The sequence below is a fragment of the Pseudomonas sp. RL_15y_Pfl2_60 genome, assembly GCF_963970595.1.
Lineage (GTDB): Bacteria > Pseudomonadota > Gammaproteobacteria > Pseudomonadales > Pseudomonadaceae > Aquipseudomonas.
Genome location: NZ_CAXAOE010000002.1, coordinates 474,367 through 498,501 on the forward strand (window position 1 = coordinate 474,367; position 24,135 = coordinate 498,501).

Genomic DNA, 24,135 nt, shown 5'->3' on the forward strand with positions numbered 1-24,135 from the left:
TAAGGAATCATCATGACTGCTCTTAGCCAAGCCCATTGCGAAGCCTGCCAAGCTGGCGCCCCCCAGGTATCGGATCAGGAGTTGCCGGAATTGCTCAAGCAAATCCCGGATTGGAACATCGAAGTCCGTGACTCGATCATGCAGTTGGAAAAAGTCTATCTGTTCAAGAACTTCAAGCACGCACTGGCCTTTACCAATGCCGTTGGTGAAATTTCTGAAGCCGAAGGTCATCATCCGGGCTTGCTCACCGAATGGGGCAAAGTCACAGTGACTTGGTGGAGCCACTCGATCAAGGGCCTGCACCGTAACGACTTCATCATGGCTGCGCGTACTGATGAGGTCGCCACGCACGCCGAGGGCCGCAAGTGAACCACTTCGCGTCCATCGCCCGCGTCCCGGGTGACCCGATCCTGAGCCTGATGGAGGCTTACCGCGCCGACAGTCACCCGGGCAAGCTTGACCTCGGCGTCGGCGTCTATAAGGACGCCCAAGGCCTGACACCTATCCCCAAGGCGGTCAAACTCGCTGAGCAGCGTTTGCTTGATAGCGAAACCACCAAGAGCTATATCGGCGGTCACGGTGACCCGGTCTTTTGCCAACTGCTGACAGAATTAGTCCTCGGGGCTGACAGCCAAACGCTAGCCGAACAGCGCGTCGGCGCCACGCAAACACCCGGTGGCACCGGTGCATTGCGCCTTGCGGCAGACTTCATTAGCCATCACCTGCCAGGGCGTGGCATCTGGTTAAGCGACCCGACCTGGCCGATCCATGAAAGCATCTTTGCCGAGGCTGGCCTGCAAGTCAGTCATTACCCCTATGTCGGCGCGGATAACCGCCTGAATGTCGAGGCCATGCTGGCGGCCCTGTGCCAAATCCCGCAGGGCGATGTAGTGCTTCTGCATGCCTGCTGCCACAACCCGACCGGCTTCGACCTGAGCCATGAAGACTGGCTGCGTGTACTGGAAGTGGTCAAGGCCCGTGAATTGCTGCCACTGATCGATTTTGCCTACCAGGGCTTTGGCGAAGGCCTTGAGCAAGATGCCTGGGCACCTCGCCTGTTTGCTCGCGCCCTACCGGAGTTGCTGGTTACCAGCTCTTGCTCGAAAAACTTCGGCCTGTATCGCGAGCGCACGGGAGCGCTGTTGGTCTGCGCCCGTGATACTGAAAAGCTCGTCGATATACGCAGCCAACTGGCGTTCCTGGCGCGCAATCTTTGGTCAACGCCACCGGCGCATGGTGCAGCCGTGGTCGCCACTATCCTGGCTGACCCAGAACTTAGAGCGCTCTGGGAGCATGAGTTAAACCATATGCGTGACCGGGTTGCCGGCTTACGCGAGGGCTTGGTCGACGCACTCGAGCCCCATGGTCTTGCGCGGCGTTTTGCGCATATCAACCAGCAGCGCGGCATGTTCTCCTACACCGGCTTATCACCATTGCAGGTCAAACGGCTTCGCGAAGACTTCAGCATTTATATGGTCGGTTCCGGTCGAGCTAACATCGCCGGGGTTGATGCAGAGCGTCTTCCACAGCTGGCTCAGGCCATTGCCCAAGTCTGCGCAGAATAGCCTTCGAAGCCGTTTGGCTGCACCGCCAAACGGCCCGGTTGATGGAGAAGCTCTAGGTCGAAACAGCTTGGAAAGCCGCATATATTGTTTTGTGGCCCGAGGCTACTTAGCTATAGTTCGGTGACTGCCCGATAAGGAACGCCAGTGATCAGTCCATCGAACATTCTCTTTCGCGTCTACCAGCGAACCATCCATAGCCTGGCCTTCTACCCCACGCTGATTGCCTTGGGTTTTGTCCTGGCCTGTTTGCTGAACATCTCGATCGAATACCAGCCCTGGCTAATGGCGCTCAAGGCTAAATTTGACATCGGCCTGGTACGCAATGCCGATAACGCCCGGCTGATTCTTGGCACCTTGGTTGGCGGCTTGGTGTCGCTGATGGTGTTCAGTTTCTCAATGGTAATGGTGGTCCTCAACAATGCCGCCTCGATCCTTTCCCCCCGCGTCCTTCCGGGGCTGGTAAGCAGCAAGAGCCATCAGAAAACCCTTGGGTTTTACCTCGGCACCATTATCTATGCACTGCTGCTGATTACCACCATTGAACAAAATGGCAGCGATAAAGTGCCCAGCCTTGGCGTCTTGATTACCCTGGCACTGGGAATTGCCTGCCTGGGGTTGTTCGTTTACTTCATTCGTTCGATTTCGCAGTCGATCCAGGTAGAGCATATCCTCAGCAATCTTTATCAGGTGACGCGTAAAAAACTGGAGTCGCGCATCTGCAAGATGGCGGCACAGAGCCCTGCGCCAAAGTGGCCCAATGATCAGAAATGGCAACAGATTCGCTCTGGACGCAGCGGCTACTTCAAGGAAATCAACGCTGCGATGGTCAATGAATTGCTTTGCAAACATGACCTGAAAATGACTATTCAGGTGCACCGTGGTTTCTTCGTCATGGAAGGCCACCCGCTGTTCAAGCTCGACCGCAAGGTCGATGAGGCACTGATTAATCAATTACTCGACTGCTTCGACTTTTTTATCGAGGAATACCCAAGCGCCCATTATTTGTTCGGCTGCAAACAGATATCTGAAATCGCAGTAAAGGCACTCAGCCCCGGGATTAATGATCCGGGCACCGCAATCAAGTCCATCGACATGCTCAGCGTGCTCTTCAGCCAGCGCTTGAACCTGCCTGCCTTTGACTTTAGCGAGCTGGACGACGAGCCGCCGCGCCTGTTTATCAATGAATTACCGCTCGATCAATTGCTGCAACAGGTTCTCGGTCCCATTCGCACCTATGGCGCCGCAGACCCAAGCGTATTGGTAAGTCTGCTCCAGGCCTTCAAGAACTTGCTCCATCAAAACCCCAAAGCCGAGCACAAAGTGCAGCTTATACGCCACGCCCGTAGCGTTATAGAAAGCGCAGATGAACATTTGACGACTCCACGAGACCGTGAAGAAATCAATGATTTTATCGAGCGAATCAACAGCGCCGCCAAGGAGAGCCTGCCGGCTCTGTCGCGGATAAAAACTGTTTAACCTGAGATAAGTTGCACTGTAACGGTGCAAATTTTCATCATAAAAAATTAAACAATATTTTTTTAACAAGATTAATCTATAAAAATCAAAGACTTAACAAAACAAATCTAAAGTTAGTGGCGCGCTTTGTGCTTGCTATCTTAGGACTAGTTCCCTAGGGTAGAGCGCCATGTGGTCCCTTATTGCCCCTATCAGCTCACTGCTGAGCGGGGTCGCGTTACTCCTGCTCGGCAATGGCCTGCTCAACACTCTTCTGACCCTGCGCGGCGTAGCCCAAGGCTATTCCACCGGGATGCTCGGACTGATTATGTCCGGGTACTTTGTCGGCTTTCTCCTCGGCACCTGGCTAGCGATTCCGCTGGTACGGCGCATTGGACATATCCGTGCGTTCGCGTTTTGTGCGGCGCTGGCGGCCATCACCGCCCTGCTCCACGTACTGATTGTCGACCCTTGGGTCTGGCTGGGCTTGCGGGTCATCTACGGCCTGGCGCTTGTCAGCCTGTACATGGTTATCGAAAGCTGGCTAAACGCGCAGGTGCCCAATGACAAGCGCGGCACTGTGTTTGCGATCTACATGGCGGTCAATTTAGGTGCATTGGCGGCAGCGCAACAATTGCTGAACCTCGCCGAGCCGACCGAGTTTCTGTTGTTCGCCCTGGCCGCGATTCTGATCAGCGCAGCCCTGATGCCGATTACCCTGACCCGGCAGATTCAACCCACGGTTCCAGAAACGCTGCACACCGATGTTCGCCAGATTGCCAGAATCGCGCCCTTATCAATCGCCGCCGCAGGTTTGTCAGGCTTGGCCCTTGGAGCCTTCTGGGGCATGGCGCCGGTGTACGCCAACCTCAGCGGCTTCGACGCCAAGGGCGTCGGCCTGTTGATGAGCAGTGCCATCCTTGGCGGCGCATTATTGCAACTGCCCATTGGCCGTTATTCGGATAAACACGACCGCCGCCTGATCATGTTCTGGGTCGTGGCGCTGGCTGTGGCAGTCGCCCTACTGATGAGTTTTATACCTGCAGGCCCACTGCTGTTGGGCTTGATGTTTATCTGGGGCGGCTTGGCGTTTGCCATCTACCCCATTGCAGTTGCACAGCTGATTGACCAGCTGCACAGCGACGAAATCCTTGCAGGCTCAAGCAGCCTGTTGATGGTCAACGGTATCGGCTCGGTGTGTGGCCCGCTCCTTGCTGGTGTTTTGATGCAGCACCTGGGTGCGCACGCCCTGCCATTGTATTTCGCAGTCGTACTGGGCTTATTGGCCGCCTACACGCTTTACCGCCTGCGCCATGTCACTGATTTGGTCAGCGGTGATCAGGCACACTTCGTACCCATGCTGCGCACCAGTCATACCGTATTGGAGCTCATGCCTGACACACCACACGCAGATCTAGACTCAGGGACCAACAACGCAGGTCCCGAACCCGAATCACCGTAGCAGCAGGCCAGTTCTGCTGCTACATAACAACAAAGGCGGTCACCCACGCATTGGGTGCAACTGCCCGAAACGCAGAGTCTGTTGCCCCAACAACAGACTCAAGCTCGTCGGCTGATGTCGGCGCGTCAACTGCACCCACTATATGGACAGGGAGACAGCGCATGCTACTTGCAACCGATCTTGACGGTACTTTTCTTGCTGGCGATCCAGAGGATCGTTTAAGCCTTTACCAAACCATTGCCGCACACCCAGAAATCAAGCTGGCCTACGTGACCGGTCGCAGCCTGGAAGCGGTATTGCCATTACTGGCAGACCCAACGCTGCCGCATCCCGACTACATCATTGCCGATGTTGGCGCGACCCTGGTCCATGGCGACAGCTTGCAACCCATTCAACCCCTGCAAAATGCCGTCGATGCACTCTGGCCCGGTGAGAGCCAGGTGGCCAGTGCCATTGAAGGCTTCAACCTGGAGCGTCAGGATGTACCGCAAGTGCGCCGCTGTTCCTACTTTTGCACCCCGGAGCAAGCCGCAGCGCCAGAATTGCAAGCCGTTGCCGACTCGCTCGGATGCGACCTGCTCTACTCCGCCGCGCGTTATCTGGACTTTTTGCCCAAGGGCGTGAACAAAGGCAGTAGCCTCGAAGCACTGGCTGCATGGCTGGAGCTGGATGACGACCAGGTGCTGGCCGCTGGCGACACACTCAATGACCTCGGCATGCTCGACACCAAGTTCCATGGTGTCTGCGTAGGCAAGTCCGAGCAGTCCTTACTCGACGCCACCTTGCACCACTCGCGCACATTGCATGCGCAACGCAGCGGTTGCGGCGGGATTCTCGAAGCATTTGCCCATTTTGGCTTCCTTGGTGAACACGGTATCGCCGCTGAAAAGCGCCAAGCCGCGCAACCGGGCAAATCCGAAATGGTCATGGTGTATCACCGCCTGCCCTATGAAGAATATCGCGGCGCCGACGGCAAGCTGCAACGCCGTCGGCCGACCTCTCCCAACGGAATTATTCCCACCCTGTTGAGCTTCTTTGGTGACGGTCGCCCCGGCTCCTGGGTCGCCTGGGCCATCCATGAAGGCGATGAAGAAGAACCCTTTGAAACCCATACCACAGTCGATGCAGAACGCTATCCAAAGCTCAAGGCTGCGCGAGTCGCATTGACCAAGGAAGAAGTCGATATCTTCTACAAGCGTTTCTCCAAGGAAGCCTTCTGGCCAACGCTGCATACCTTTTGGGAACGTGCGACCTTCCGTGAAGATGACTGGCAAGTGTTCCTCAAGGTCAACCGCGCCTTTGCCGAGCGCACCGCCCTTGAAGCGGCTGAAGGCGCAACTGTGTGGCTGCACGACTACAATTTGTGGATGGTGCCAGGCTACCTGCGTGAGCTGCGCCCAGACCTGAAGATTGCCTTTTTCCACCACACCTACTTCCCATCGGCTGACGTTTTCAATGTGCTGCCTTGGCGCCGCCAGATCATCGGCAGCCTGCTGCAGTGTGATTACATTGGCTTCCATATCCCACGCCAGGTTGAGAACTTCGTCGATGTTGCGCGCGGTGTGACGCCATTGCAGACGGTCAGCCGCCAGAACTGCGCACCGCGCTTTATCACCTACGGTTGTGCGGTTGGCCTTGAGCGCATGACCACCGCCGTCGACACCGGCAGCCGCACGGTCAAGCTCGGCGCGCATCCGGTAGGATTGGACATCGACCGGGTACGCAGCGCGCTGGACAACCCGAAAATTCGCGAAATGATGGCGCGCCTGCGTGAAGAGCTCACCGGTATCAAGCTGATCCTCTCGGTCGAACGCCTCGATTACACCAAGGGAATTCTGGAAAAACTCAACGCCTACGAACGCCTGCTTGAGGAAAATCCAGAACTGCTCGGCAAGGTTACGCTGGTCACCGTTTGTGTCCCTGCCGCAAAAGAGATGACTATCTACGACGAGCTACAATCGCAGATCGAACAAGCCGTTGGCCGCATCAACGGTCGCTTCGCCCGCATTGGCTGGACACCGCTGCAATTCTTCTTTCGCAGTTTGCCATTTGAAGAAGTCAGCGCCTGGTATGCGATGGCCGATGTAATGTGGATCACCCCGCTGCGCGACGGCCTTAACCTGGTGGCCAAGGAGTTTGTCGCAGCCCAGGGTTTACTCGGTGGTAGCGGCGTATTGGTGCTCTCCGAATTTGCCGGCGCTGCAGCCGAACTCAAGGGCGCATTGCTGACCAACCCCCATGACCCGGCCGACCTGACCAGCACCTGCTATTGGGCACTCAACTTGCCAAAAGTCGAGGCACAAGCGCGCTTGCGGGAGTTGTTCGATATTGTCAGCTACAACGACATTCGCCGCTGGGGCGATGAGTTCCTTAGCGCCGTTGCCGAGGCGCCGCTTGAGGTGGATAAGCCTGATAATGTCAGCTCGATTGGCCTGGCCTCTTAATTTGCCTGAAGCCTGAACATGCCCGCTACAACTCTATGGTTGTAGCGGGCATTTGCTTTACTCGGTGACTTCGCAGTTGATCAGCCAAGGCACACCAAAGCGATCCTTGACCGAGCCAAAGCGGGTCGCCCAGAACGTCTGCTCAAATGGCATCTCAATAGTCCCGCCTTGGGCCAGGGCATTGAAGATCCGCTCACCCTTTTCGATGCAGTCCAGATTGATTGCAACCGAGTTGCCTCGGATACCTTCATAAGGGCTCATTGGACATGAGTCTGACGCCATCAGCACCTGGTCACCCACAACCAGGCGCGCATGCAAAATGCGCTCGGCGAGTTCGGGCGGAACCTCCCCCGCCTCAGCAGGCATATCAGAAAAGCGCATGAGCCCTTCAACCTTACCGTCCAGACAGTCGGCATAAAAGTTGAAAGCTTCTTCGCAGTTGCCATCAAATGTCAGGTAGCTATTAATTTTCATCGTTCACTCCCAATCAATTCACTTGGTTTTTTGCTCGATCTGCTCACGCAGACGACGCTCTTGCTCTTGCAGTTCCGGGGTAAATTCTTCGCCAAAATCTTCGGCCTCGAATATCTGGCGAATTTCGATTTCAGAGTCACTAACCATCGGATTCGGGCAACGCTTGACCCAATCAATCGCCTCCTGCATGGAGGTAACATTGAAGATCCAGAAGCCAGCAATCAGCTCTTTGGTTTCCATAAACGGGCCATCAACCACTGTGCGCCGCTCACCAGAGAACTGCACACGCACGCCTTTACTGCTCGGATGCAAACCTTCGCCTGCGAGCATGATGCCCGCCTTGACCAACTCTTCATTGAAGTTGCCCATCTGCTCAAGCAACGCTTCAGAGGGCATCTCGCCTGCTTCCGACTCGGGACTGGCTTTGACTATCACCATGCAACGCATAACAAACTCCTTATTACTTTCGGGTTCACTGTGCAGTAGTCGAACCGGCGCACGGCAAATCGACAGGCCCTGAAAATTAATTTCAGGCAGGTATGAATCGGCGCTTTAGGCTGACTATGCTGGCGATCGACAGAAAGATTTGGCGCCGTGCGAGCAGCAGCGCAGGTTTATTCAGCAATACGTGGGAACGGGTCGATTGACCCTAGAAGAGAGCACAAGCAGTTGCCAGCCGATGCGACTGACGGTGAGTCTGACAAAACAGCAGGTCGGCTGATTGCCAGCCGCCCCACTAACTGTAATTTACTGCGCCAATAGCGCCAGGGCCTCAGCGCTGGCCTGCTCCACGCGCGCCCAGTCACCCGCCTTGATCCAGGCGCTGTCGAGCATCCAGGTGCCGCCCACACACATCACATTTGGCTGGGCCATGTAGCTTTTGACATTCGCCAGGCTGACGCCACCAGTTGGACAGAAACGCACGGCCGGAAACGGCCCGCCAAGCGCCTTGAGTGCCGCGGTGCCGCCACTGACTTCAGCCGGGAACAGCTTGAAACGACGATAGCCCAGGGCATAGCCCATCATGATTTCCGAGGCACTGGCGATGCCTGGCAACAGTGGAATATCACTGGCAAGGCTTGCCTCAAGCAGCTCAGGGGTGCAACCAGGAGTCACAATAAATTGCGCGCCAGCCGCTTCTGCGGCGGCAAGCATGTCGACATCAAGCACCGTACCAGCGCCCACCACCAAATCCGGACGCGCTTCACGCAGGCGGCGAATGGCAGTCAGGCCATGCTCTGAGCGCAACGTCACTTCAAGCACCCTAAGCCCACCGGCGGCCAATGCATCAGCCATCGGCAAGATATCTTCCTCGCGGGAGATGGTGATGACCGGCATTATCTTCGCTTGCGCGCAGATCGCATCGATCTGCGCAATCTTGGTCACCATGCGCTGCTGATGAGTTTCGTGAATTGTCATTATTCAAAGTCCTTAAAAACTGGCTACCGGGCTAAGCGCACCAGTAAATTTCAAGAGGTGGTTGTAAAAAGGCACGCACGGGCATCAGCGCCCGCTCATCAGGTTCAAGCGCTTGCGCCAGCGTCGACAGCTTGCTCTGGCCTTGGATCGCCAGCAGTGTCCGCTTTGCCGTAGCAAGCAGCGCCAAGGTCATGGTCAAGCGTTGATGCGGAACGCTCGGCGCAAGCATTGGCAGGCAACGTCGCTCGGCGTCAGGCGCCAGTGCCTCAAGCAGATTCGGGCTGTTAGGAAACAGTGATGCGGTATGGCCGTCATCACCCATGCCCAGCACCAACACATCTATCGGCGGTAGGTCCTCTAGTGCCTGGTCGGCTGCAACCGCCGCCGCCTCAAGCGAGGCGGCGCTGGAATACAGGCCAAACATTTGCGCGGCAGCTGCAGGCCCTTGCAACAGATGGCGTCGCACCAAGCCTTCGTTGCTATCTGCGTGCGTAGTCGGCACCCAGCGTTCATCCGCCAAACTGACCACCACGCTGGACCACTGCAACGGCTGCCGGGCCAAGGCTTCAAAGAAGGCAACCGGACTGCGGCCGCCCGACACCACTAATGTCGCCCGGCCCTTTTCAGCAATGGCTGAACCTAAGGCATCGGCAACATCGGCGGCCAGCTTATTGGCCAGTTGCGTGGAGTTGCTAAGGCTATGCGTTACAACGCCAGCCGGTAACTGCAGGTCAGAGATCGCCATACCAAGCCTTTCCATCACGAGTAATTAGGGCGATTGAAGCCATTGGCCCCCAAGAGCCTGCCGCATAGGGTTTGGGCTTGTCGCCAAGACGTTTCCAGCCATCAATCAACTGGTCGCACCAGAGCCATGCGTGTTCGATTTCATCTTTACGCACGAACAGGTTCTGATTGCCGCGCATCACCTCAAGCAACAAACGCTCATAAGCGTCGGGGATCCGCGCACTTTGATAGGTGTCCGAAAAGCTCAGCTGCAAAGGCCCACTGCGCAATTGCATGCCCTTATCGAGGCCCTGATCCTTGGTCATGACCTGCAGGGAAATGCCCTCATCAGGTTGCAGCCGGATAATCAGGCGATTACTGATCAGCGGGCGCTGTTCAGCAGCGAAGATGTAATGCGGCGGCTCTTTAAAATGAATCACGATCTGTGACATTTTTTCCGCCATGCGCTTACCGGTGCGCAGGTAAAACGGCACACCCGACCAGCGCCAGTTACGGATATCGGCGCGCAACGCAACGAAGGTTTCAGTATTGCTCTCGGTGTTGGAGTTTTCTTCTTCAAGGTAGCCAGGCACGGCCTTGCCAGCGCTATTGCCGGCCACATACTGACCGCGCACGACACGCTGGCTAAGCTGTTCGGCGGTAATCGGCTCGAGGGCCTTGAGCACCTTGACCTTCTCATCACGAATGCTGTCGGCAGACAAATCGCTTGGCGGGTCCATGGCGATCAGGCAAAGCAGCTGCAACAGGTGATTCTGGATCATGTCACGCAGTTGGCCAGCTTGATCGAAGTAGCCCCAGCGACCTTCAATGCCGACTTTCTCGGCCACGGTGATCTCAACGTGGGAAATATGATTCTGATTCCACTGGGTCTCGAACAGGCTGTTGGCGAAACGCAGTGCAATCAGGTTCTGCACGGTTTCCTTGCCCAGGTAATGGTCGATACGGTAGATGCGCGTTTCCGGGAAATACTGCGCCACCGCGTTGTTGACTTCGCGCGAGGAAGCCAAGTCATGGCCAATGGGTTTTTCCAGAACCACCCGCGTGCGGTCGACCAAATCCACTCGCGCAAGATTTGCACAAATGCTGCCATACACCGATGCAGGCGTCGCAAAGTAGGCAATCAGGCATTTATCGCCAGCCACCTGCTCAGCCAGTTGCTGGTAATCATCGGCCTGCAAAAAATCCATGCGCACATAGCGTAAACGCGCCAAAAAGCGCTGCATGACGCCTTCATCAAGGTTCTTTGCGTCTATATAGCCGCGCAAGGCATTTTCAATCGTAGCGATATACTGCTGCGGCTCACCGGTGTCGCGCGCCAGCGCCAGGATTTGCGTATCGGCGTGCAGCAAATCAGCCTGATCCAGCTGAAAAAGTGCTGGAAACAGCTTGCGCAAGGCCAGATCACCCAGCGCACCGAATAAAGCAAAGGTACAAGGTTCAACAGTTATGCTTGGCATGATATATGTTCTTCTATCAACTTAAGCGTGAAACACCCTGCTGGGCATACTACACCGCAATATGTCGTAATAAAAACAACATTTAACGGAAATTAACATAACAAGTGGTGACAATCAGGGCCGATCAGTACGATAGGCCTGCAATTTCGTCGGCAGCCTGTGTGCATAAGGAACAAAAATGGATCGCGTGCGAAACTTACTGGAGCAAATTCAGACCCGTCTCGACAGCCTCAACAAGGCAGAGCGCAAGGTTGCCGAAGTGATTTTGCATAACCCGCAACAAGCCACACGCTTGAGCATAGCCGCGCTCGCCCAGGCAGCATCAGTCAGTGAGCCAACGGTCAACCGCTTTTGTCGCTCATTCAGCGTCAACGGTTATCCAGAGCTGAAAATGCAGCTCGCCCAGAGCCTGGCCAGTGGCGCCGCCTATGTCAGCCGGGCGGTTGAAGCCGACGACGGCCCCGAGGCGTACACCCGCAAAATTTTTGGCAGCGCCATTACCTCGCTCGACAGCGCGTGCCAGTCGCTCGACCCACAACTGATCAGCCGCGCCGTTGACCTGCTGATCCAGGCCCGGCAGATCCATTTCTTTGGCCTTGGCGCCTCCGCACCTGTTGCGTTGGATGCGCAGCATAAATTTTTCCGCTTCAACCTCGCGGTAACCGCTCACGCCGATGTGCTGATGCAGCGCATGCTGGCCTCTGTGGCGCATACCGGTGACCTGTTCGTCATCATCTCCTACACCGGGCGCACCCGTGAGCTGGTTGAAGTGGCGCGTATCGCCCGGGAAAAAGGCGCTTCGGTTTTGGGCCTGACTGCGGCCAACTCACCGCTGGCCAAGGCCAGCACCCTGAGCCTGGACATTCCCCTGCCCGAAGACACCGACATCTACATGCCGATGACCTCACGTATCATCCAGTTGACTGTCCTTGATGTGCTCGCGACCGGCGTAACCTTGCGCCGTGGCGTTGATTTCCAGCCGCATCTGCGCAAGATCAAAGAAAGCCTGAACGCCAGTCGCTACCCAACGGATGAAGATTAAGCGCAGTGGCGGCTCAGACAGCCTGAACCGCCTCCCGGCTTACTTCCACCAATACTCGACCTGAACGCCGAAATTCGAACCATGCCGGGCGTTATCAAACACGCCTGAATCAGACAGTGCCGAGCCCGCCGCCATCTGGCTTGCTGCACGCTGGGCCGCTTCGTTCCAACTGGCATAGGTGTAATACAGACGAAACTCCGGCCGCGCCCAAAACCCCGGCCCCGCCGGCGACCAGGTTGGCGCAACGGTAAACTTGGTCAGCTTGCGCGTGCCGTCCGCAGCATCGACCTGATCGCGGCCCAGTTCACCAACCAGCTTGAATTGATCGGTCAGTGCATAAGTGGTGCGGCCACCGACTGACAACCAGTCCTGATCATCGCTGTCCGGGCGAATGTCCTTCTGGTAAACCACTTCGACCTGACCACCCAATCGCGGGGTTATCTGCCAGTCAAAAAACTCAACCAAACGATAACTTTTGCTGTCACGATCAAGCCCCACATCGCCGGTGGTACCCAGCCCGGTGCCCGGTCCCTGGCCGTATTGCAGGGCAAACTTGTTGGTGCCGCCCAGAAAAACCTTCTGCACATGCTGCCCGGTAATGGCCCAGCCACTGCTGCTGTCACCGCGATCAGGGTTGTCGATGTAGCTGTAGCCGACCTCCACTTCACCGCCCGGATTGGTCTTGAAACCGCCTACGTTGAAGTCATGGCGAGTGGTGTAGTCCTCCTGAAAGTAGCTGTCTTTACGCGAGAACACATAGCTGTACTTGAGATCGCCAATGACCATTTCATCAACGCCAAACCCAGTGGCGCTCTGGTTCCAGTAGTAGAAGTCAGAGATGTGAATATCATTACGCTTGTAGAAGCGACGACCAGCCCAGAGCGAGCCACCATTGAGCGCAGGCATATTGCTCCACTCTGCATACATCTGGTTCATCCGGGCAAAGCCATAATCACCGGTGAATTTAGGCGTGTGACCATATTCGTTATACAACTGCGCCATGCCTTCAACGCTGACGGTGGAGCCGTCGTCAAAACTCAGCAAATCCTGGCGCAAGTCCAGCTCTGAATAGGTTTCACACTCGTTACCCAAACGATACTTGGACTGCGCACCCGGCAACTGGAAGCACGACTGGCTTCCTCCGTTTTCCGAGCTTCCCGCGCCGCTACGCACATAACCACTGAACTCCAGCGCGTCCGCCGTCATTGGTATAGCCAAATAACTCACCGCTAGCGCAAGGCTGATACGTGTTGCTGCTCTCATTTCAACTCCAATTATTTTTATTGTTAAGTCCGAAAAAGCTCAGCTCAGGTGACGAAACAAGGCAGCCGCCACTTAAACTGCTATGGGTGATATCCCTATGCACGCACAGCTCCAGCAACCGGGCTCAAGAGCCCGGTTGAACATCATCAAAATGCTAAGAACCTGGCCAACGACCAGAGGCGGTTAAATCGCCACGGCTAAAGGCTTCTCAAGCGCGTGACATTGCTGGCTGACTGAGCCGTTGCGGCTGACAAAGGGCGAAGACGCTCACCACTCTTGGCGTCAAACAACATGATTTTTTCCGGATCGAGTTGCAGCTCAATAACCTGGCCGACACGGGGCGCGTCATCAGGCGACATGCGACAACACACCTTGGTTTGATTGAGCGTGACAAACACCAGTGTGTCCGGGCCGGTCGGCTCGATAATCTCAACCTCAGCAGCAATCGGCACCAGCCCTGGCGCGCCAGCCGCAGTCTGGATCTGTTCTGGCCTGACGCCCAGAATCACTTCACGTGCCTCAACACCTTCAGGCATCGCCGCCAATGGCAATGCACAGCTTGGCTCGCCGTTTTCACCGCTGCGCAATCGCGCAACCAACTGATTGTCACTGGCCTCCAGCTTCACCGGAATGAAGTTCATCGGCGGTGAACCAATAAAGCTGGCAACAAACAGGTTGGCGGGATCGTTATAAATCTGCTGGGGCGTACCGAACTGCTGAATGACGCCCTCCTTCATCACCGCCACCTTGTCACCCAAAGTCATGGCCTCAATCTGGTCGTGAGTGACGTACACCGTGGTGGTTTTAAGACGCTGATGCATCAGCTTGATTTCGGTGCGCATCTCGACGCGCAGCTTGGCATCCAGGTTGGATAAGGGCTCATCGAACAGGTAGATTTTTGGACGTCGCGCCAAGGCACGGCCCATCGCCACGCGCTGTTGCTGGCCGCCGGACAGTTGCCCTGGCTTGCGCTTGAGCAGGTGTTCGATTTGCAGCAGCTTGGCAACACGGGCGACTTCGTCATCAATCGCCTCAGGCGCCATCTTGCGCATCTTCAAGCCGAAGGCAATGTTGTCGCGAACGCTCATGGTTGGATACAGCGCATAGGACTGAAACACCATGGCGATGTCGCGATCCTTCGGGCTCATGCCGCTTATATCAGCGCCTTCGACCAGGATTTCGCCGCCACTGATGCTTTCCAGCCCAGCAATGCAGTTCATCAACGTGGACTTACCGCAACCAGAGGGCCCGACCAGGATCAGGAACTCGCCCGAGTCGATTTTCAATTCGATATTCTTCAGCGTATCGGCCAGACCGCTGCCGTAGCTCTTGTGTACTTTGCGTAGTTCAAGCGTTGCCATCTTGTCTCTCCGGTCGAAAGCGACCTGTTAGCCTTTCACCGCGCCGGCTGTTAGCCCGCGCAAGAAGTACTTGCCCGCCAATATGTAGACCACCAGCGTCGGTAGCCCGGCGATCATTGCGGCCGCCATGTCGACGTTGTATTCCTTGGTGCCAGTGCTGGTGTTGACCAGGTTGTTGAGCGCCACCGTAATCGGCTGGGTATCACCGCTGGCGAACACCACACCGAACAAGAAGTCGTTCCAGATCTGGGTGAATTGCCAAATCAGGCAAACCATGATGATCGGCACTGACATCGGCAGCAGGATGCGCAAGAAAATGGTAAAGAACCCGGCGCCATCCAGCCGCGCAGCGCGCACCAACGCACCCGGCACGCTGACGTAGTAATTGCGGAAGAACAAAGTAGTAAAGGCGATGCCATAGACCAGGTGCACCAGCACCAAACCGGTCGTGGTGTTGGCCAAACCCAGCTTGCCAAGGGTGAATGAGGCTGGCAGCAGCACCACCTGAAACGGCAGGAAGCAGCCAAACAACAACAAGCCAAAGAACAGTTGCGAGCCCTTGAAGCGCCACATCGCCAACACATAGCCGTTGAGCGCGCCAAGCAATGTGGAAATCAGCACCGCTGGAACCGTGATCTTCACCGAGTTCCAGAAAAAGCCGCCAAGGCTATCCCAGGCCTTGACCCAACCAATCGCGGTAATCACATCCGGCCAGGACAATAGGTTGCCGCTGCGGATGTCCTCAGGCGTCTTGAAACTGGTCAGCAGCATGACAATCAACGGCACCAGGTAAACCGCGCAGGCTGCGAGCAATGTGGCGTAGATCGCCAGGCGACTGAAACTGAGCTTGTTTTGATTAATCATGGCGCTTGCCCCGCAACTCGGAATACAGATACGGCACCAGAATCGCCAACACTGCGCCCAGCATCAGAATCGCGCTGGCCGCGCCGAGGCCCATCTGGCCGCGGGTGAAGGTATGGGCATACATGAACATTGCCGGTAAGTCCGACGAATAACCGGGGCCGCCAGCGGTCATCGATGCGACCAGGTCGAAGCTTTTGATCGCGATGTGCGAGAGGATCATCACCGCACTGAAAAACACCGGGCCAAGGCTCGGCAGCACAATGCGCAGATAGATATTCGGCAAGCTGGCGCCATCAACCTGCGCAGCGCGAATGATTGATTGGTCAACCCCGCGCAGCCCAGCCAGAAACAACGCCATCACAAATCCCGAGGCCTGCCACACAGCTGCAATCACCAGGCAATAAACCACGCGATCGGTGTCCACCAGCCAGTCGAAACGCACCCCTTCCCAACCCCAGTCGCGCAGCAGCTTGTCCAGCCCCAGCCCAGGGTTGAGCAACCACTTCCAGGCCGTGCCTGTGACAATCATCGAAATCGCCATCGGATACAGGAAAATGGTGCGGATAAAGCCTTCGCGGCGGATGCGCTGGTCGAGCAAGACCGCAAGCAAGACACCAAGGATCAGACTGATGCTGATAAACAAGCCACCAAACAGCATCAGGTTCTTACTTGCCACCCACCAGCGATCGTTATCCAGCAACCGCTCATATTGCTGCAGCCCCACCCACTTGTAGCTGGGCATAAAGCGCGAGCTGGTAAAGGACAGTAGAAAGGTCCAAAGGATGTAACCGTAAAACCCCACCAGCACGATCAACATGGTCGGTGCCAGCACCAGCTTAGGCAGCCAGCGCTGCAGTGCATCCAGCGGTGAAGCTTTGTTCAAAATTGCTACTGAGCTCATACAGGCCTCTCAAGCTGGTTAAGACAAAATCCGGGCAAAGCGTTGCCGCAGTGCCTGTTAAGGCACTGGAAAACGCTTTACATGAGAAACAGGAACCTCTGAAGTTGCCGGCGTACCGGCAGCTGAGTTATTTACTGAACCGCTTGGATTGCCGCAGCCAGTTGCTGCGCAGCCTTCTTCGGATCAGCATCGGCGTCATTGAAGAAGTTGGTCACCACGTCAAATACCGCGCCCTGCACATAGCTTGAAGCCGCCATGCCATGGGCCAGACTTGGCTGTAGACCACCATTGCTGGCTGCCTCCTTAAAGTCTTTCATTGACGCTTGGGCACAACTGTCAAAGCTGCTCATGTCCATGTCCTGACGCACCGGGATCGAACCTTTGTTCTTGTTGAAGATGGCCTGGAACTCCTTGCCCATGACGATCTCGGCAAGGTCTTGCTGGGCCTTGCGATTATCCGCATCGGCCAGTTTGAACATGGCCAATGAGTCGATGTTGTAGGCGAAGCTGCCCTGGGTGCCAGGGAACGGGATGCAGCTGTAGTCCTTACCGGCAATCTTGCCTGCAGCAGTCCATTCGCTCTTGGCCCAGTCACCCATGATCTGCATACCGGCCTTGCCGTTGATGACCAGCCCTGCAGCGGCGTTCCAATCGCGACCTGCGGCGTTGGCGTCGATGTAGCCGTGCAGTTTTTTCAAGGTGGCGAAGACTTCAACCATCTTGTCGCCGGTCAATACCGCTTCGTCTTGATCGACAAAGGCTTTGCGAAAATCAGCTGGCCCGAGAATGGCGAACGCCAAATCCTCGAACACAGTGCCGTCTTGCCATGGCTGGCCACCGTGGGCGATGGCGATAAAACCTGCGGCCTTGAGCTTGTCCGCAGCGGTGAAGAATTCATCGAGGGTGGTTGGCGGCGTCGCTCCGGCCTTGGCAAATACTTCAGGGTTGATCCAGAGCCAGTTAACCCGGTGCACATTGACCGGAACAGCGACGTAATCGCCATCGTATTTCATGATGTCAGCCACTTGCGCTGGCAGCAGTTCATCCCACTTTTGGCGCTTGGCGACCTCATTCAAATCAGTCAGCAAGCCCAACTCGCCCCACTCTTGAATGTCTGGGCCTTTGATCTGCGCGGCAGCCGGTGGATTGCCCGAAACAGCACGGGTCTTGAGTACGGTCATGGCCGCTTCACCACCGCCACCGGCGACTGCAAAGTCTTTCCAGGTATGGCCTTTGGCTTCAACCATTTGCTTGAGGGTATCGGCAGCGCGCTTTTCACCACCCGAAGTCCACCAGTGCAACACTTCAACTTCACCGGCGTGGGCAGCAAACGGAATCAGGGAGGCAAGACAAACAGCGGTTGCCAGGCGAGAGATAACTTTCATTAACAGTACCTTTCTTGTTGTTATTCGCGGACAAGTCTGACGCTTGTGCTGCATTGGATACTAACCAAGGCTTCAGCGAAAACGGGTAACGAAGGGATATAGAAACGTCACAGGATGGTTACAAAACCTAGTCAGCGTAACGCGGTAAATACAACGACACGCGCAAACCACCTTCGCGGAGGTTTTTCAGGGTCACTTCACCGCCATGGCTATGAGCAATGTTGCGCGCGATGCCCAAGCCAAGGCCGTACCCCTGCTGCTGTGCAGACAGGCGCATATGCGGCTCAAATACGTGCTCCAATTGTTGCTCGGGCACGCCGGGGCCTTCATCGTCCACATGCAAGACAAACGCACTGCGATCATCCTCGATAGATAAATGCGCACGCCTTCCGTATTTCAACGCGTTATCAACCAGGTTGCCGATACAGCGCTTCAGCGCCAAAGGCTTACCCGGATAACTTGCGCATGTCTGCCCCCGCAGCGTTACCAGGCCATTTCCAGCTGGAGCCAGGTATGGCTCAACCACGCAGTTGATCAGGTAATCGAGATCTATCGGCTCGATATTCTCGTGAATATCGGTGTCTTTAACGCACTGCAAAGCCCCCTTGACCAGTAGCTCAAGCTCATCAAGATCACGGCGGAATTTATCCTGCACAACCTCGTCATCAAGCAGCTCGACGCGCAAGCGCAAACGGGTAATAGGCGTGCGTAAATCATGGGAAATCGCACTGAATAACTGGCTGCGCTCACGCAGGTAACGACCAATACGCTCGCGCATGGTATTGAAGGCGCGACTCACTTCCACCACTTCGCTGCCGCCCGCTTCCTTAAGCGGCTCGACTTCGGTACCCAAGGACATCTCACGCGCAGCCACCGCCAGGTGCTTGAGCGGACGGCTTTGCCAATGGACCATCAAGCCGATGAGCAGCAGCAAGAACACAGTGGTCAGAATAATGAACCAGAGCTGTTGCGCAGGCAGCCCAGGCTGCTCAAGGCTGACATAGGGCTCAGGCATCAGTGACGCCAGGTACAGCCACTCCTGGGGACCGATCCTGATCTGAGTGACCAGCACCGGGGGATTCATCGGCTCCAAGCTCAAGGCGTAGTGGGCCCAGGAGCGCGGCAGCTCATCAAGCTTTACCGCGTTATTAAAAATACGCAGGTCATTGGGACTGACAAACTGTACCGACACATCAAGATCGTGCCCCAGACGCTCACGCAAGGTTGCATCCACGGCATCGAGTACCGCACGTTTGCGCGGCGTGACAGGCAACACATCCATGCTCAGCGGCTTGTCATTCAGTGAGACGAAGAAGCGAGTACCGCCCATGTTGCGCAGTTGATCAAGCACCATCGGCCGATAGCCCAAAGGCAATGAGCGAAAATAACTGACGCTGGCGGCCATTGACTGCGCCAGGCTGCGCGAGCTGGCAACCAGCCCCTCAACCTGGCTGGCACGTAATTGCGAAACCCAGATAAAGCTCGACAACGCCTGTGCAATCAAGACCACCAACAGCGTCAGCACCAGCATCCTGGCCAGCAGCGAGCGTGGCACCAGCCTGTCGAACAAGCGCTTAATATCCATGGCCCTGATGTGGCTCGACATTGGCTGCCAACAGGTAACCGCTGCCACGCACCGTGCGAATCAGCCTTGGAGGTTTTTCCACATCGCGCAGGCGCTGGCGCAAACGACTGACTGCCATGTCGACGATGCGCTCAAGCGGCATGACTTCACGACCACGGGTGGCATTGCCGATGGTGTCGCGATCAAGGATCTGTTGCGGGTTATCGAGGAACAGTTTGAGCAAGATAAAATCTGCCCCGGAAAGAATCACCTCTTCCCCATCGGCATGGAACAAGCGATGACTGACCATATCCAGCCGCCAGTCATCAAACGCCAGTACATCGGCACCGCGCTCTTGACTGAAGTTAGCCCGGCGCAACAAGGCTTTGATCCGCGCCAGCAGCTCACGCGGACTAAAGGGCTTGCCGAGGTAATCATCGGCGCCCAGTTCGAGGCCAATCACCCGGTCAGCTTCGTCCGAGCTGGCGGTCAACATGATCACCGGGATATGGGCAAAGCGTTGATGCTCTCGCACCCAACGACAAAGGCTGAAACCGTCCTCGTCGGGCAGCATTACATCAAGAATCACCAGATCAGCCGAGTCGGCTGCAAGCCGCTGACGAAAGCCGGCGCCGTCGCCGACCGCGCACACCTGAAAACCAGCACGGCTCAAATAGGTTTGCAGCAGTTCGCGAATTTCCTGATCGTCGTCAACCAATAAGATCGACTTTCCGCCCTGACTCAAGACATGACCCTTTTATTATTATCAATGACCACTTACAGCGGCTGGCGTGCTTGCGCAATCAGGCCTGGCTTTGTTGCTGCAGCGCCACACCCGCGCCCATCAACCCGGGATACTGCGCCGTGACCAGCCACACCGGAATTCCGGCAAAATAACCGCTCATGCAGCCTTTGTCGCTGAAACAGCGCGCAAAACCACTGTTGCAAAAGAACTCGGCAAATCTCGGCACAATTCCACCGACGATATAGACACCGCCGCGCGCGCCCAAATTCAGCACATTATTGCCAGCCGCGCGCCCAAGCCAGCAACAGAACTGCTCAAGCACGGCGCTTGCCGTGGCCTCGCCCGCCAGCGCTGCAGTGGTGATCTCAGCTGGACTGTGCCATTTCGGCGTGACGCTATCGAGCTCGCACATGGCGCGATAGAGCACCAGCAAACCATTGCCGCTGAGCACATCCTCTGCCCGCACATGACCCAATTGCTTGAACAACACCTGCCACAGCTGCGCCTCGCGCGCGCTACCAATGGGTAGGTCGACATGCCCGCCTTCGCCTGGAAGCGCGGTCCATCCGCCGTCGGCTTGCGCCAGCAATGTACCAACGCCCAAACCGGTGCCTGCCCCGATCACCACAAAAGGCCGACTGGCATCAGACTGCCCTGGACATACCTGCAAACATTCGCCATCAGCCAGGCGGGTCATGCCCAACGCCATGGCGGAAAAATCATTAATCAGCAATAACTGGTCGATCTGCAAACGCTGGCAAAACTCATCGCGATTGATCCGCCAATGATTATTGGTAAAGCGGAACTGCGCATCGCTCACCGGCCCAGCGCAGGCCAGACACACCGAGCCGAGCGAGCCAGGCGCCACGTCATGCTCGGCCAGGTAGTATTCGATCGCCGCTTCAGGCGTCGTAAAATCAGCCGTGGCCAGCACGGATACCGACTCCAGCTGCTCATCGCGCCACAACGCAAAACGTGCGTTGGTGCCGCCAATATCACCGACCAGCGCTAACTTCACTTAAGCGCCTCCAGGCTCTGGGTGAATGCGCTTGCGCCCTGCTCTGCAGTACTGAATGAGTGGCGCATGAAGGTGAACAACTCGCGCCCACACCCCTCGCCACTGGCAATCGAAGGCGTTGCAAGTTGACGCGCGGCCAGCTCTTTATCGTCGACCAATACTTGCAATTCGCCGGTATGGCCATTAACCCGGATAATGTCGCCATCGCGCACACGCGCCAGCGGGCCACCATCAAAGGCCTCAGGGCACACATGAATAGCCGCCGGGATTTTGCCCGAAGCGCCCGACATGCGTCCGTCAGTCACCAACGCGACTTTAAAGCCACGGTCCTGCAATACACCCAGGAACGGCGTCATCTTATGCAATTCAGGCATGCCATTGGAGCGCGGTCCCTGAAAGCGCATCACCGCCACCATGTCATGTTCAAGCTCGCCAGCCTTGAAGGCATCCGCCAGCTCTTGCTGATCCTCAAATACCCGCGCCGGGGCTTCAACGACCTGGTGCTCAAGGGCGACAGCGGACACCTTCATCACGCCACGTCCCAGGTTACCTTCCATCACGCGCAAGCCGCCTTCGACCGAGAACGGGTTGGCCACTGGGCGCAATACCGTTTCGTCATGACTCTTGCTAGGGCCATCGCGCCACACCAGTTTGCCATCCTCAAGGAAAGGCTCTTGGGTATATCGGCTCAGGCCATGACCTGCGACGGTGTTGACGTTTTCATGCAGCAGCCCGGCTTCGAGCAACTCACGGATCAGGAACGACATACCGCCCGCCGCCTGGAAGTGATTGATGTCGGATTTACCGTTGGGGTAAACATGGGCCAATGTTGGCACCACGGCAGACAGGTCAGCCATGTCCTGCCAGGTCAACATGATCCCGGCCGCGCGGGCAATCGCTGGCATGTGCAGGGTGTGGTTAGTGGAGCCGCCGGTCGCGCTCAAGGCCACAATCGAGTTAACCAGGCAGCGCTCGTCAACAATCTCGGCCAGCGGCATAAACTGCCCGCTTTGCTTGGTCAGCCGGGTGATTTGCCGAGCCGCCTCGACGGTCAGCGCATCGCGCAGGGGCGTATTCGGATTCACAAAGGAAGCGCCCGGCAAGTGCAAGCCCATCACTTCCATCAGCAACTGGTTGGTGTTGGCGGTGCCATAAAAGGTGCAGGTGCCAGGGCTGTGATAAGCGCTCATCTCGGCTTCAAGCAACTCATCGCGAGTGGCCTTGCCTTCGGCGTAGCGCTGGCGCACATCTGCCTTTTCCTTGTTTGACAAGCCAGAGGGCATAGGCCCTGCCGGGACAAACAGGGTCGGCAGGTGACCAAAGCGCAGCGTGCCCATCAGCAGGCCCGGCACAATCTTGTCGCAAATCCCCAGGCACAGCGTTGCATCGAACATATTGTGCGACAGCGCCACGGCGGTCGACATGGCAATGACTTCGCGACTGGCGATGCCCAGCTCCATGCCAGGCTCACCTTGGGTAACGCCGTCGCACATGGCAGGCACGCCACCGGCAAACTGGCCGACCGAACCGACATCGCGCAGCGCCTGCTTGATTTGTTCCGGATAACGCTCGTAAGGCTGGTGCGCCGAGAGCATGTCGTTGTATGCGGAAATGATTGCCACGTTGGCAGCATTCATCAAGCGCAGGGCCTGCTTGTCATCGCTGCCGCAACCGGCAACGCCGTGGGCAAAGTTGGCGCATTGCAATTTGCCGCGCTGCGGACCATCGCTTGCAGCAGCTCGAATCATCGCCAAATAACGTTCGCGAGTGGCTCGGCTGCGGGCAATAAGGCGGTCAGTTACCTCTTGGACACGGGGATGCATGTGGTCGACTCCAGGCTAGCGGGCAAATTTATTTGTACCTTTAACAAAATATTGCCACTTAAAAGGCTTGATTTCTACATTCACGAGAATAATCTTGTAATTCCAACAACAAAATAATCAACGGACTGTATTTATGACTCTGCGTATCGCTATCAATGGCTTTGGCCGCATTGGCCGTAACGTGCTTCGCGCGCTCTACACCCAAGCCTACCGCCAGAACATCCAAATCGTAGCTATCAACGACCTTGGTGATAGCGCTATCAATGCTCATTTGCTCAAATACGACAGCGTGCATGGCATCTTTGCTGGCGATGTTGAGTTCGATCAGGAAAGCCTGACTGTAAACGGTGACCGTATCGCTGTCAGCGCAATTCGCGACCCTAGCGAACTGCCATGGAAAAAACTGGCAATTGACGTGGTCTTTGAATGCACGGGCCTATTCACTGCACGGGATAAAGCCGCCGCACACCTCAGCGCTGGCGCGCGCAAAGTGATTATCTCCGCTCCCGCCAAAGGCGCTGATGCAACCATCGTCTATGGGGTCAACCAGGGTATTTTGCGCCAATCTCATCAGATTATCTCCAATGCATCCTGCACCACCAATTGCCTGGCACCCGTTGCCCACGTGCTGCACCGCGAACTCGGTATCGAGCAGGGCTTGATGACCACCATCCATGCCTACACCAACGACCAGAACCTGTCGGATGTCTATCACAGCGACCCGTACCGCGCCCGCTCGGCCACTCAATCGATGATTCCAAGCAAAACCGGTGCAGCCGAAGCCGTAGGCCTGGTAATGCCTGAGTTGGCGGGCAAGCTAACCGGCATGGCTGTGCGGGTTCCCGTCATCAATGTATCGCTGGTCGACTTGACACTCACGCTCAGCCGCGAAACCAGTGCAGAAACGGTTAATGCCTTGATGAAAAACGCCAGCGAGGGCTCAAGTGTGCTCGGTTACAACAGCCTGCCACTGGTCTCGTGCGACTTCAACCACAATCCGCTTTCGTCGATTTTCGATGCCAATCACACCAAGGTTAGTGGAAAAATGCTCAAGGTGATGGCTTGGTACGACAACGAATGGGGCTTCTCCAATCGTATGCTCGATACCTGCATAGCCTTGTGTAATGCACCTCAATAACGGAAGCCTGC

The 24,135-nt window shown here is 56.4% G+C and carries 21 protein-coding genes; 7 read left to right on the top strand and 14 right to left on the bottom strand.

Features of this window, described 5'->3' with window-relative positions; genetic code table 11:
- The first annotated feature begins 12 nt into the window (after positions 1–12).
- The 5 genes from AACY26_RS07310 (at position 13) to ggpS (ending at position 6,926) form a co-directional block, all read left to right on the top strand.
- Positions 13–369: a 4a-hydroxytetrahydrobiopterin dehydratase gene (locus AACY26_RS07310; RefSeq protein ID WP_010483416.1), complete on the top strand. Its 357-nt coding sequence runs from the start codon at positions 13–15 to the stop codon at positions 367–369.
- A complete protein-coding gene (locus tag AACY26_RS07315) occupies positions 366–1,565 on the top strand; it encodes an amino acid aminotransferase (RefSeq protein WP_339512492.1) in 1,200 nt (399 codons plus the stop codon). The genes AACY26_RS07310 and AACY26_RS07315 overlap by 4 nt, the downstream gene beginning before the upstream one ends.
- A gap of 144 nt (positions 1,566–1,709) precedes the next feature.
- Positions 1,710–3,041, top strand: coding sequence for a DUF2254 domain-containing protein (locus AACY26_RS07320; RefSeq protein ID WP_339512494.1), 1,332 nt, complete (start codon positions 1,710–1,712; stop codon positions 3,039–3,041).
- A 169-nt stretch (positions 3,042–3,210) separates the two neighbouring features.
- A complete protein-coding gene (locus tag AACY26_RS07325; RefSeq protein ID WP_339512496.1) occupies positions 3,211–4,482 on the top strand; it encodes an MFS transporter in 1,272 nt (423 codons plus the stop codon).
- A 161-nt stretch (positions 4,483–4,643) separates the two neighbouring features.
- Positions 4,644–6,926, top strand: coding sequence for a glucosylglycerol-phosphate synthase (gene ggpS / locus AACY26_RS07330; RefSeq protein ID WP_339512498.1), 2,283 nt, complete (start codon positions 4,644–4,646; stop codon positions 6,924–6,926).
- A gap of 57 nt (positions 6,927–6,983) precedes the next feature.
- Here the strand turns inward: ggpS and AACY26_RS07335 are convergent, their stop codons facing one another.
- The 5 genes from AACY26_RS07335 to zwf form a co-directional block, all read right to left on the bottom strand.
- Positions 6,984–7,400: a VOC family protein gene (locus tag AACY26_RS07335; protein WP_339512500.1), complete on the bottom strand. Its 417-nt coding sequence runs from the start codon at positions 7,398–7,400 to the stop codon at positions 6,984–6,986.
- 18 nt (positions 7,401–7,418) lie between these two features.
- Complete coding sequence (locus AACY26_RS07340) at positions 7,419–7,847, bottom strand: YciI family protein (RefSeq protein ID WP_339512502.1); 429 nt, start codon at positions 7,845–7,847, stop codon at positions 7,419–7,421.
- A gap of 300 nt (positions 7,848–8,147) precedes the next feature.
- Complete coding sequence (locus tag AACY26_RS07345) at positions 8,148–8,819, bottom strand: bifunctional 4-hydroxy-2-oxoglutarate aldolase/2-dehydro-3-deoxy-phosphogluconate aldolase (RefSeq protein WP_339512504.1); 672 nt, start codon at positions 8,817–8,819, stop codon at positions 8,148–8,150.
- A gap of 31 nt (positions 8,820–8,850) precedes the next feature.
- Complete coding sequence (gene pgl, locus AACY26_RS07350; protein WP_339512506.1) at positions 8,851–9,564, bottom strand: 6-phosphogluconolactonase; 714 nt, start codon at positions 9,562–9,564, stop codon at positions 8,851–8,853.
- Complete coding sequence (gene zwf / locus AACY26_RS07355) at positions 9,551–11,020, bottom strand: glucose-6-phosphate dehydrogenase (RefSeq protein WP_339512508.1); 1,470 nt, start codon at positions 11,018–11,020, stop codon at positions 9,551–9,553. The genes pgl and zwf overlap by 14 nt, the downstream gene beginning before the upstream one ends.
- Positions 11,021–11,207: 187 nt before the next feature.
- Here zwf and AACY26_RS07360 point away from each other — a divergent pair, with 187 nt between their 5' ends.
- Entirely contained in the window at positions 11,208–12,062 is an 855-nt protein-coding gene (locus AACY26_RS07360; RefSeq protein WP_339513114.1) for a MurR/RpiR family transcriptional regulator, read from the top strand.
- Positions 12,063–12,101: 39 nt separating this feature from the next.
- Here AACY26_RS07360 and AACY26_RS07365 read toward each other — a convergent pair whose 3' ends face one another.
- The 9 genes from AACY26_RS07365 to edd form a co-directional block, all read right to left on the bottom strand.
- Entirely contained in the window at positions 12,102–13,325 is a 1,224-nt protein-coding gene (locus AACY26_RS07365) for a maltoporin (protein ID WP_339512510.1), read from the bottom strand.
- A gap of 197 nt (positions 13,326–13,522) precedes the next feature.
- A complete protein-coding gene (locus AACY26_RS07370; RefSeq protein WP_339512512.1) occupies positions 13,523–14,686 on the bottom strand; it encodes an ABC transporter ATP-binding protein in 1,164 nt (387 codons plus the stop codon).
- Between the two features lie 27 nt (positions 14,687–14,713).
- Positions 14,714–15,550, bottom strand: a complete 837-nt coding sequence (locus tag AACY26_RS07375; protein WP_339512513.1) for a carbohydrate ABC transporter permease — start codon at positions 15,548–15,550, stop codon at positions 14,714–14,716.
- Positions 15,543–16,451, bottom strand: coding sequence for a carbohydrate ABC transporter permease (locus AACY26_RS07380; RefSeq protein ID WP_339512515.1), 909 nt, complete (start codon positions 16,449–16,451; stop codon positions 15,543–15,545). Before AACY26_RS07380 ends, AACY26_RS07375 begins: the two co-directional genes overlap by 8 nt.
- A gap of 131 nt (positions 16,452–16,582) precedes the next feature.
- Positions 16,583–17,836 (bottom strand): ABC transporter substrate-binding protein, encoded by a 1,254-nt coding sequence (locus tag AACY26_RS07385; protein ID WP_339512517.1) that lies wholly within the window; start codon positions 17,834–17,836, stop codon positions 16,583–16,585.
- A gap of 127 nt (positions 17,837–17,963) precedes the next feature.
- On the bottom strand, positions 17,964–19,421 hold the full coding sequence (locus AACY26_RS07390; protein WP_339512519.1) for an ATP-binding protein: 1,458 nt from the start codon (positions 19,419–19,421) through the stop codon (positions 17,964–17,966).
- On the bottom strand, positions 19,411–20,145 hold the full coding sequence (locus tag AACY26_RS07395; RefSeq protein ID WP_339512521.1) for a response regulator transcription factor: 735 nt from the start codon (positions 20,143–20,145) through the stop codon (positions 19,411–19,413). The genes AACY26_RS07390 and AACY26_RS07395 overlap by 11 nt, the downstream gene beginning before the upstream one ends.
- Positions 20,146–20,203: 58 nt before the next feature.
- A complete protein-coding gene (locus AACY26_RS07400; RefSeq protein WP_339512523.1) occupies positions 20,204–21,163 on the bottom strand; it encodes a glucokinase in 960 nt (319 codons plus the stop codon).
- Positions 21,160–22,986, bottom strand: a complete 1,827-nt coding sequence (gene edd, locus AACY26_RS07405) for a phosphogluconate dehydratase (protein ID WP_339512525.1) — start codon at positions 22,984–22,986, stop codon at positions 21,160–21,162. The genes AACY26_RS07400 and edd overlap by 4 nt, the downstream gene beginning before the upstream one ends.
- Before the next feature lie 133 nt (positions 22,987–23,119).
- On the opposite strand from edd, the gene gap reads away from it, so the two are divergent.
- Positions 23,120–24,124 (top strand): type I glyceraldehyde-3-phosphate dehydrogenase, encoded by a 1,005-nt coding sequence (gene gap, locus AACY26_RS07410; RefSeq protein ID WP_339512527.1) that lies wholly within the window; start codon positions 23,120–23,122, stop codon positions 24,122–24,124.
- Positions 24,125–24,135: the final 11 nt, after the last annotated feature.

Coding starts and splice junctions, on each gene's coding strand:
- ggpS (WP_339512498.1), top strand. CDS start 4,644: ATGCTACTTGCAACCGATCTTGACGGTACTTTTCTTGCTGGCGATCCA.
- AACY26_RS07310 (WP_010483416.1), top strand. CDS start 13: ATGACTGCTCTTAGCCAAGCCCATTGCGAAGCCTGCCAAGCTGGCGCC.
- gap (WP_339512527.1), top strand. CDS start 23,120: ATGACTCTGCGTATCGCTATCAATGGCTTTGGCCGCATTGGCCGTAAC.
- AACY26_RS07365 (WP_339512510.1), bottom strand. CDS start 13,325: ATGAGAGCAGCAACACGTATCAGCCTTGCGCTAGCGGTGAGTTATTTG.
- AACY26_RS07370 (WP_339512512.1), bottom strand. CDS start 14,686: ATGGCAACGCTTGAACTACGCAAAGTACACAAGAGCTACGGCAGCGGT.
- AACY26_RS07390 (WP_339512519.1), bottom strand. CDS start 19,421: ATGGATATTAAGCGCTTGTTCGACAGGCTGGTGCCACGCTCGCTGCTG.
- zwf (WP_339512508.1), bottom strand. CDS start 11,020: ATGCCAAGCATAACTGTTGAACCTTGTACCTTTGCTTTATTCGGTGCG.
- AACY26_RS07385 (WP_339512517.1), bottom strand. CDS start 17,836: ATGAAAGTTATCTCTCGCCTGGCAACCGCTGTTTGTCTTGCCTCCCTG.
- AACY26_RS07340 (WP_339512502.1), bottom strand. CDS start 7,847: ATGCGTTGCATGGTGATAGTCAAAGCCAGTCCCGAGTCGGAAGCAGGC.
- AACY26_RS07325 (WP_339512496.1), top strand. CDS start 3,211: ATGTGGTCCCTTATTGCCCCTATCAGCTCACTGCTGAGCGGGGTCGCG.
- AACY26_RS07380 (WP_339512515.1), bottom strand. CDS start 16,451: ATGAGCTCAGTAGCAATTTTGAACAAAGCTTCACCGCTGGATGCACTG.
- AACY26_RS07375 (WP_339512513.1), bottom strand. CDS start 15,550: ATGATTAATCAAAACAAGCTCAGTTTCAGTCGCCTGGCGATCTACGCC.
- AACY26_RS07345 (WP_339512504.1), bottom strand. CDS start 8,819: ATGACAATTCACGAAACTCATCAGCAGCGCATGGTGACCAAGATTGCG.
- edd (WP_339512525.1), bottom strand. CDS start 22,986: ATGCATCCCCGTGTCCAAGAGGTAACTGACCGCCTTATTGCCCGCAGC.
- AACY26_RS07335 (WP_339512500.1), bottom strand. CDS start 7,400: ATGAAAATTAATAGCTACCTGACATTTGATGGCAACTGCGAAGAAGCT.
- pgl (WP_339512506.1), bottom strand. CDS start 9,564: ATGGCGATCTCTGACCTGCAGTTACCGGCTGGCGTTGTAACGCATAGC.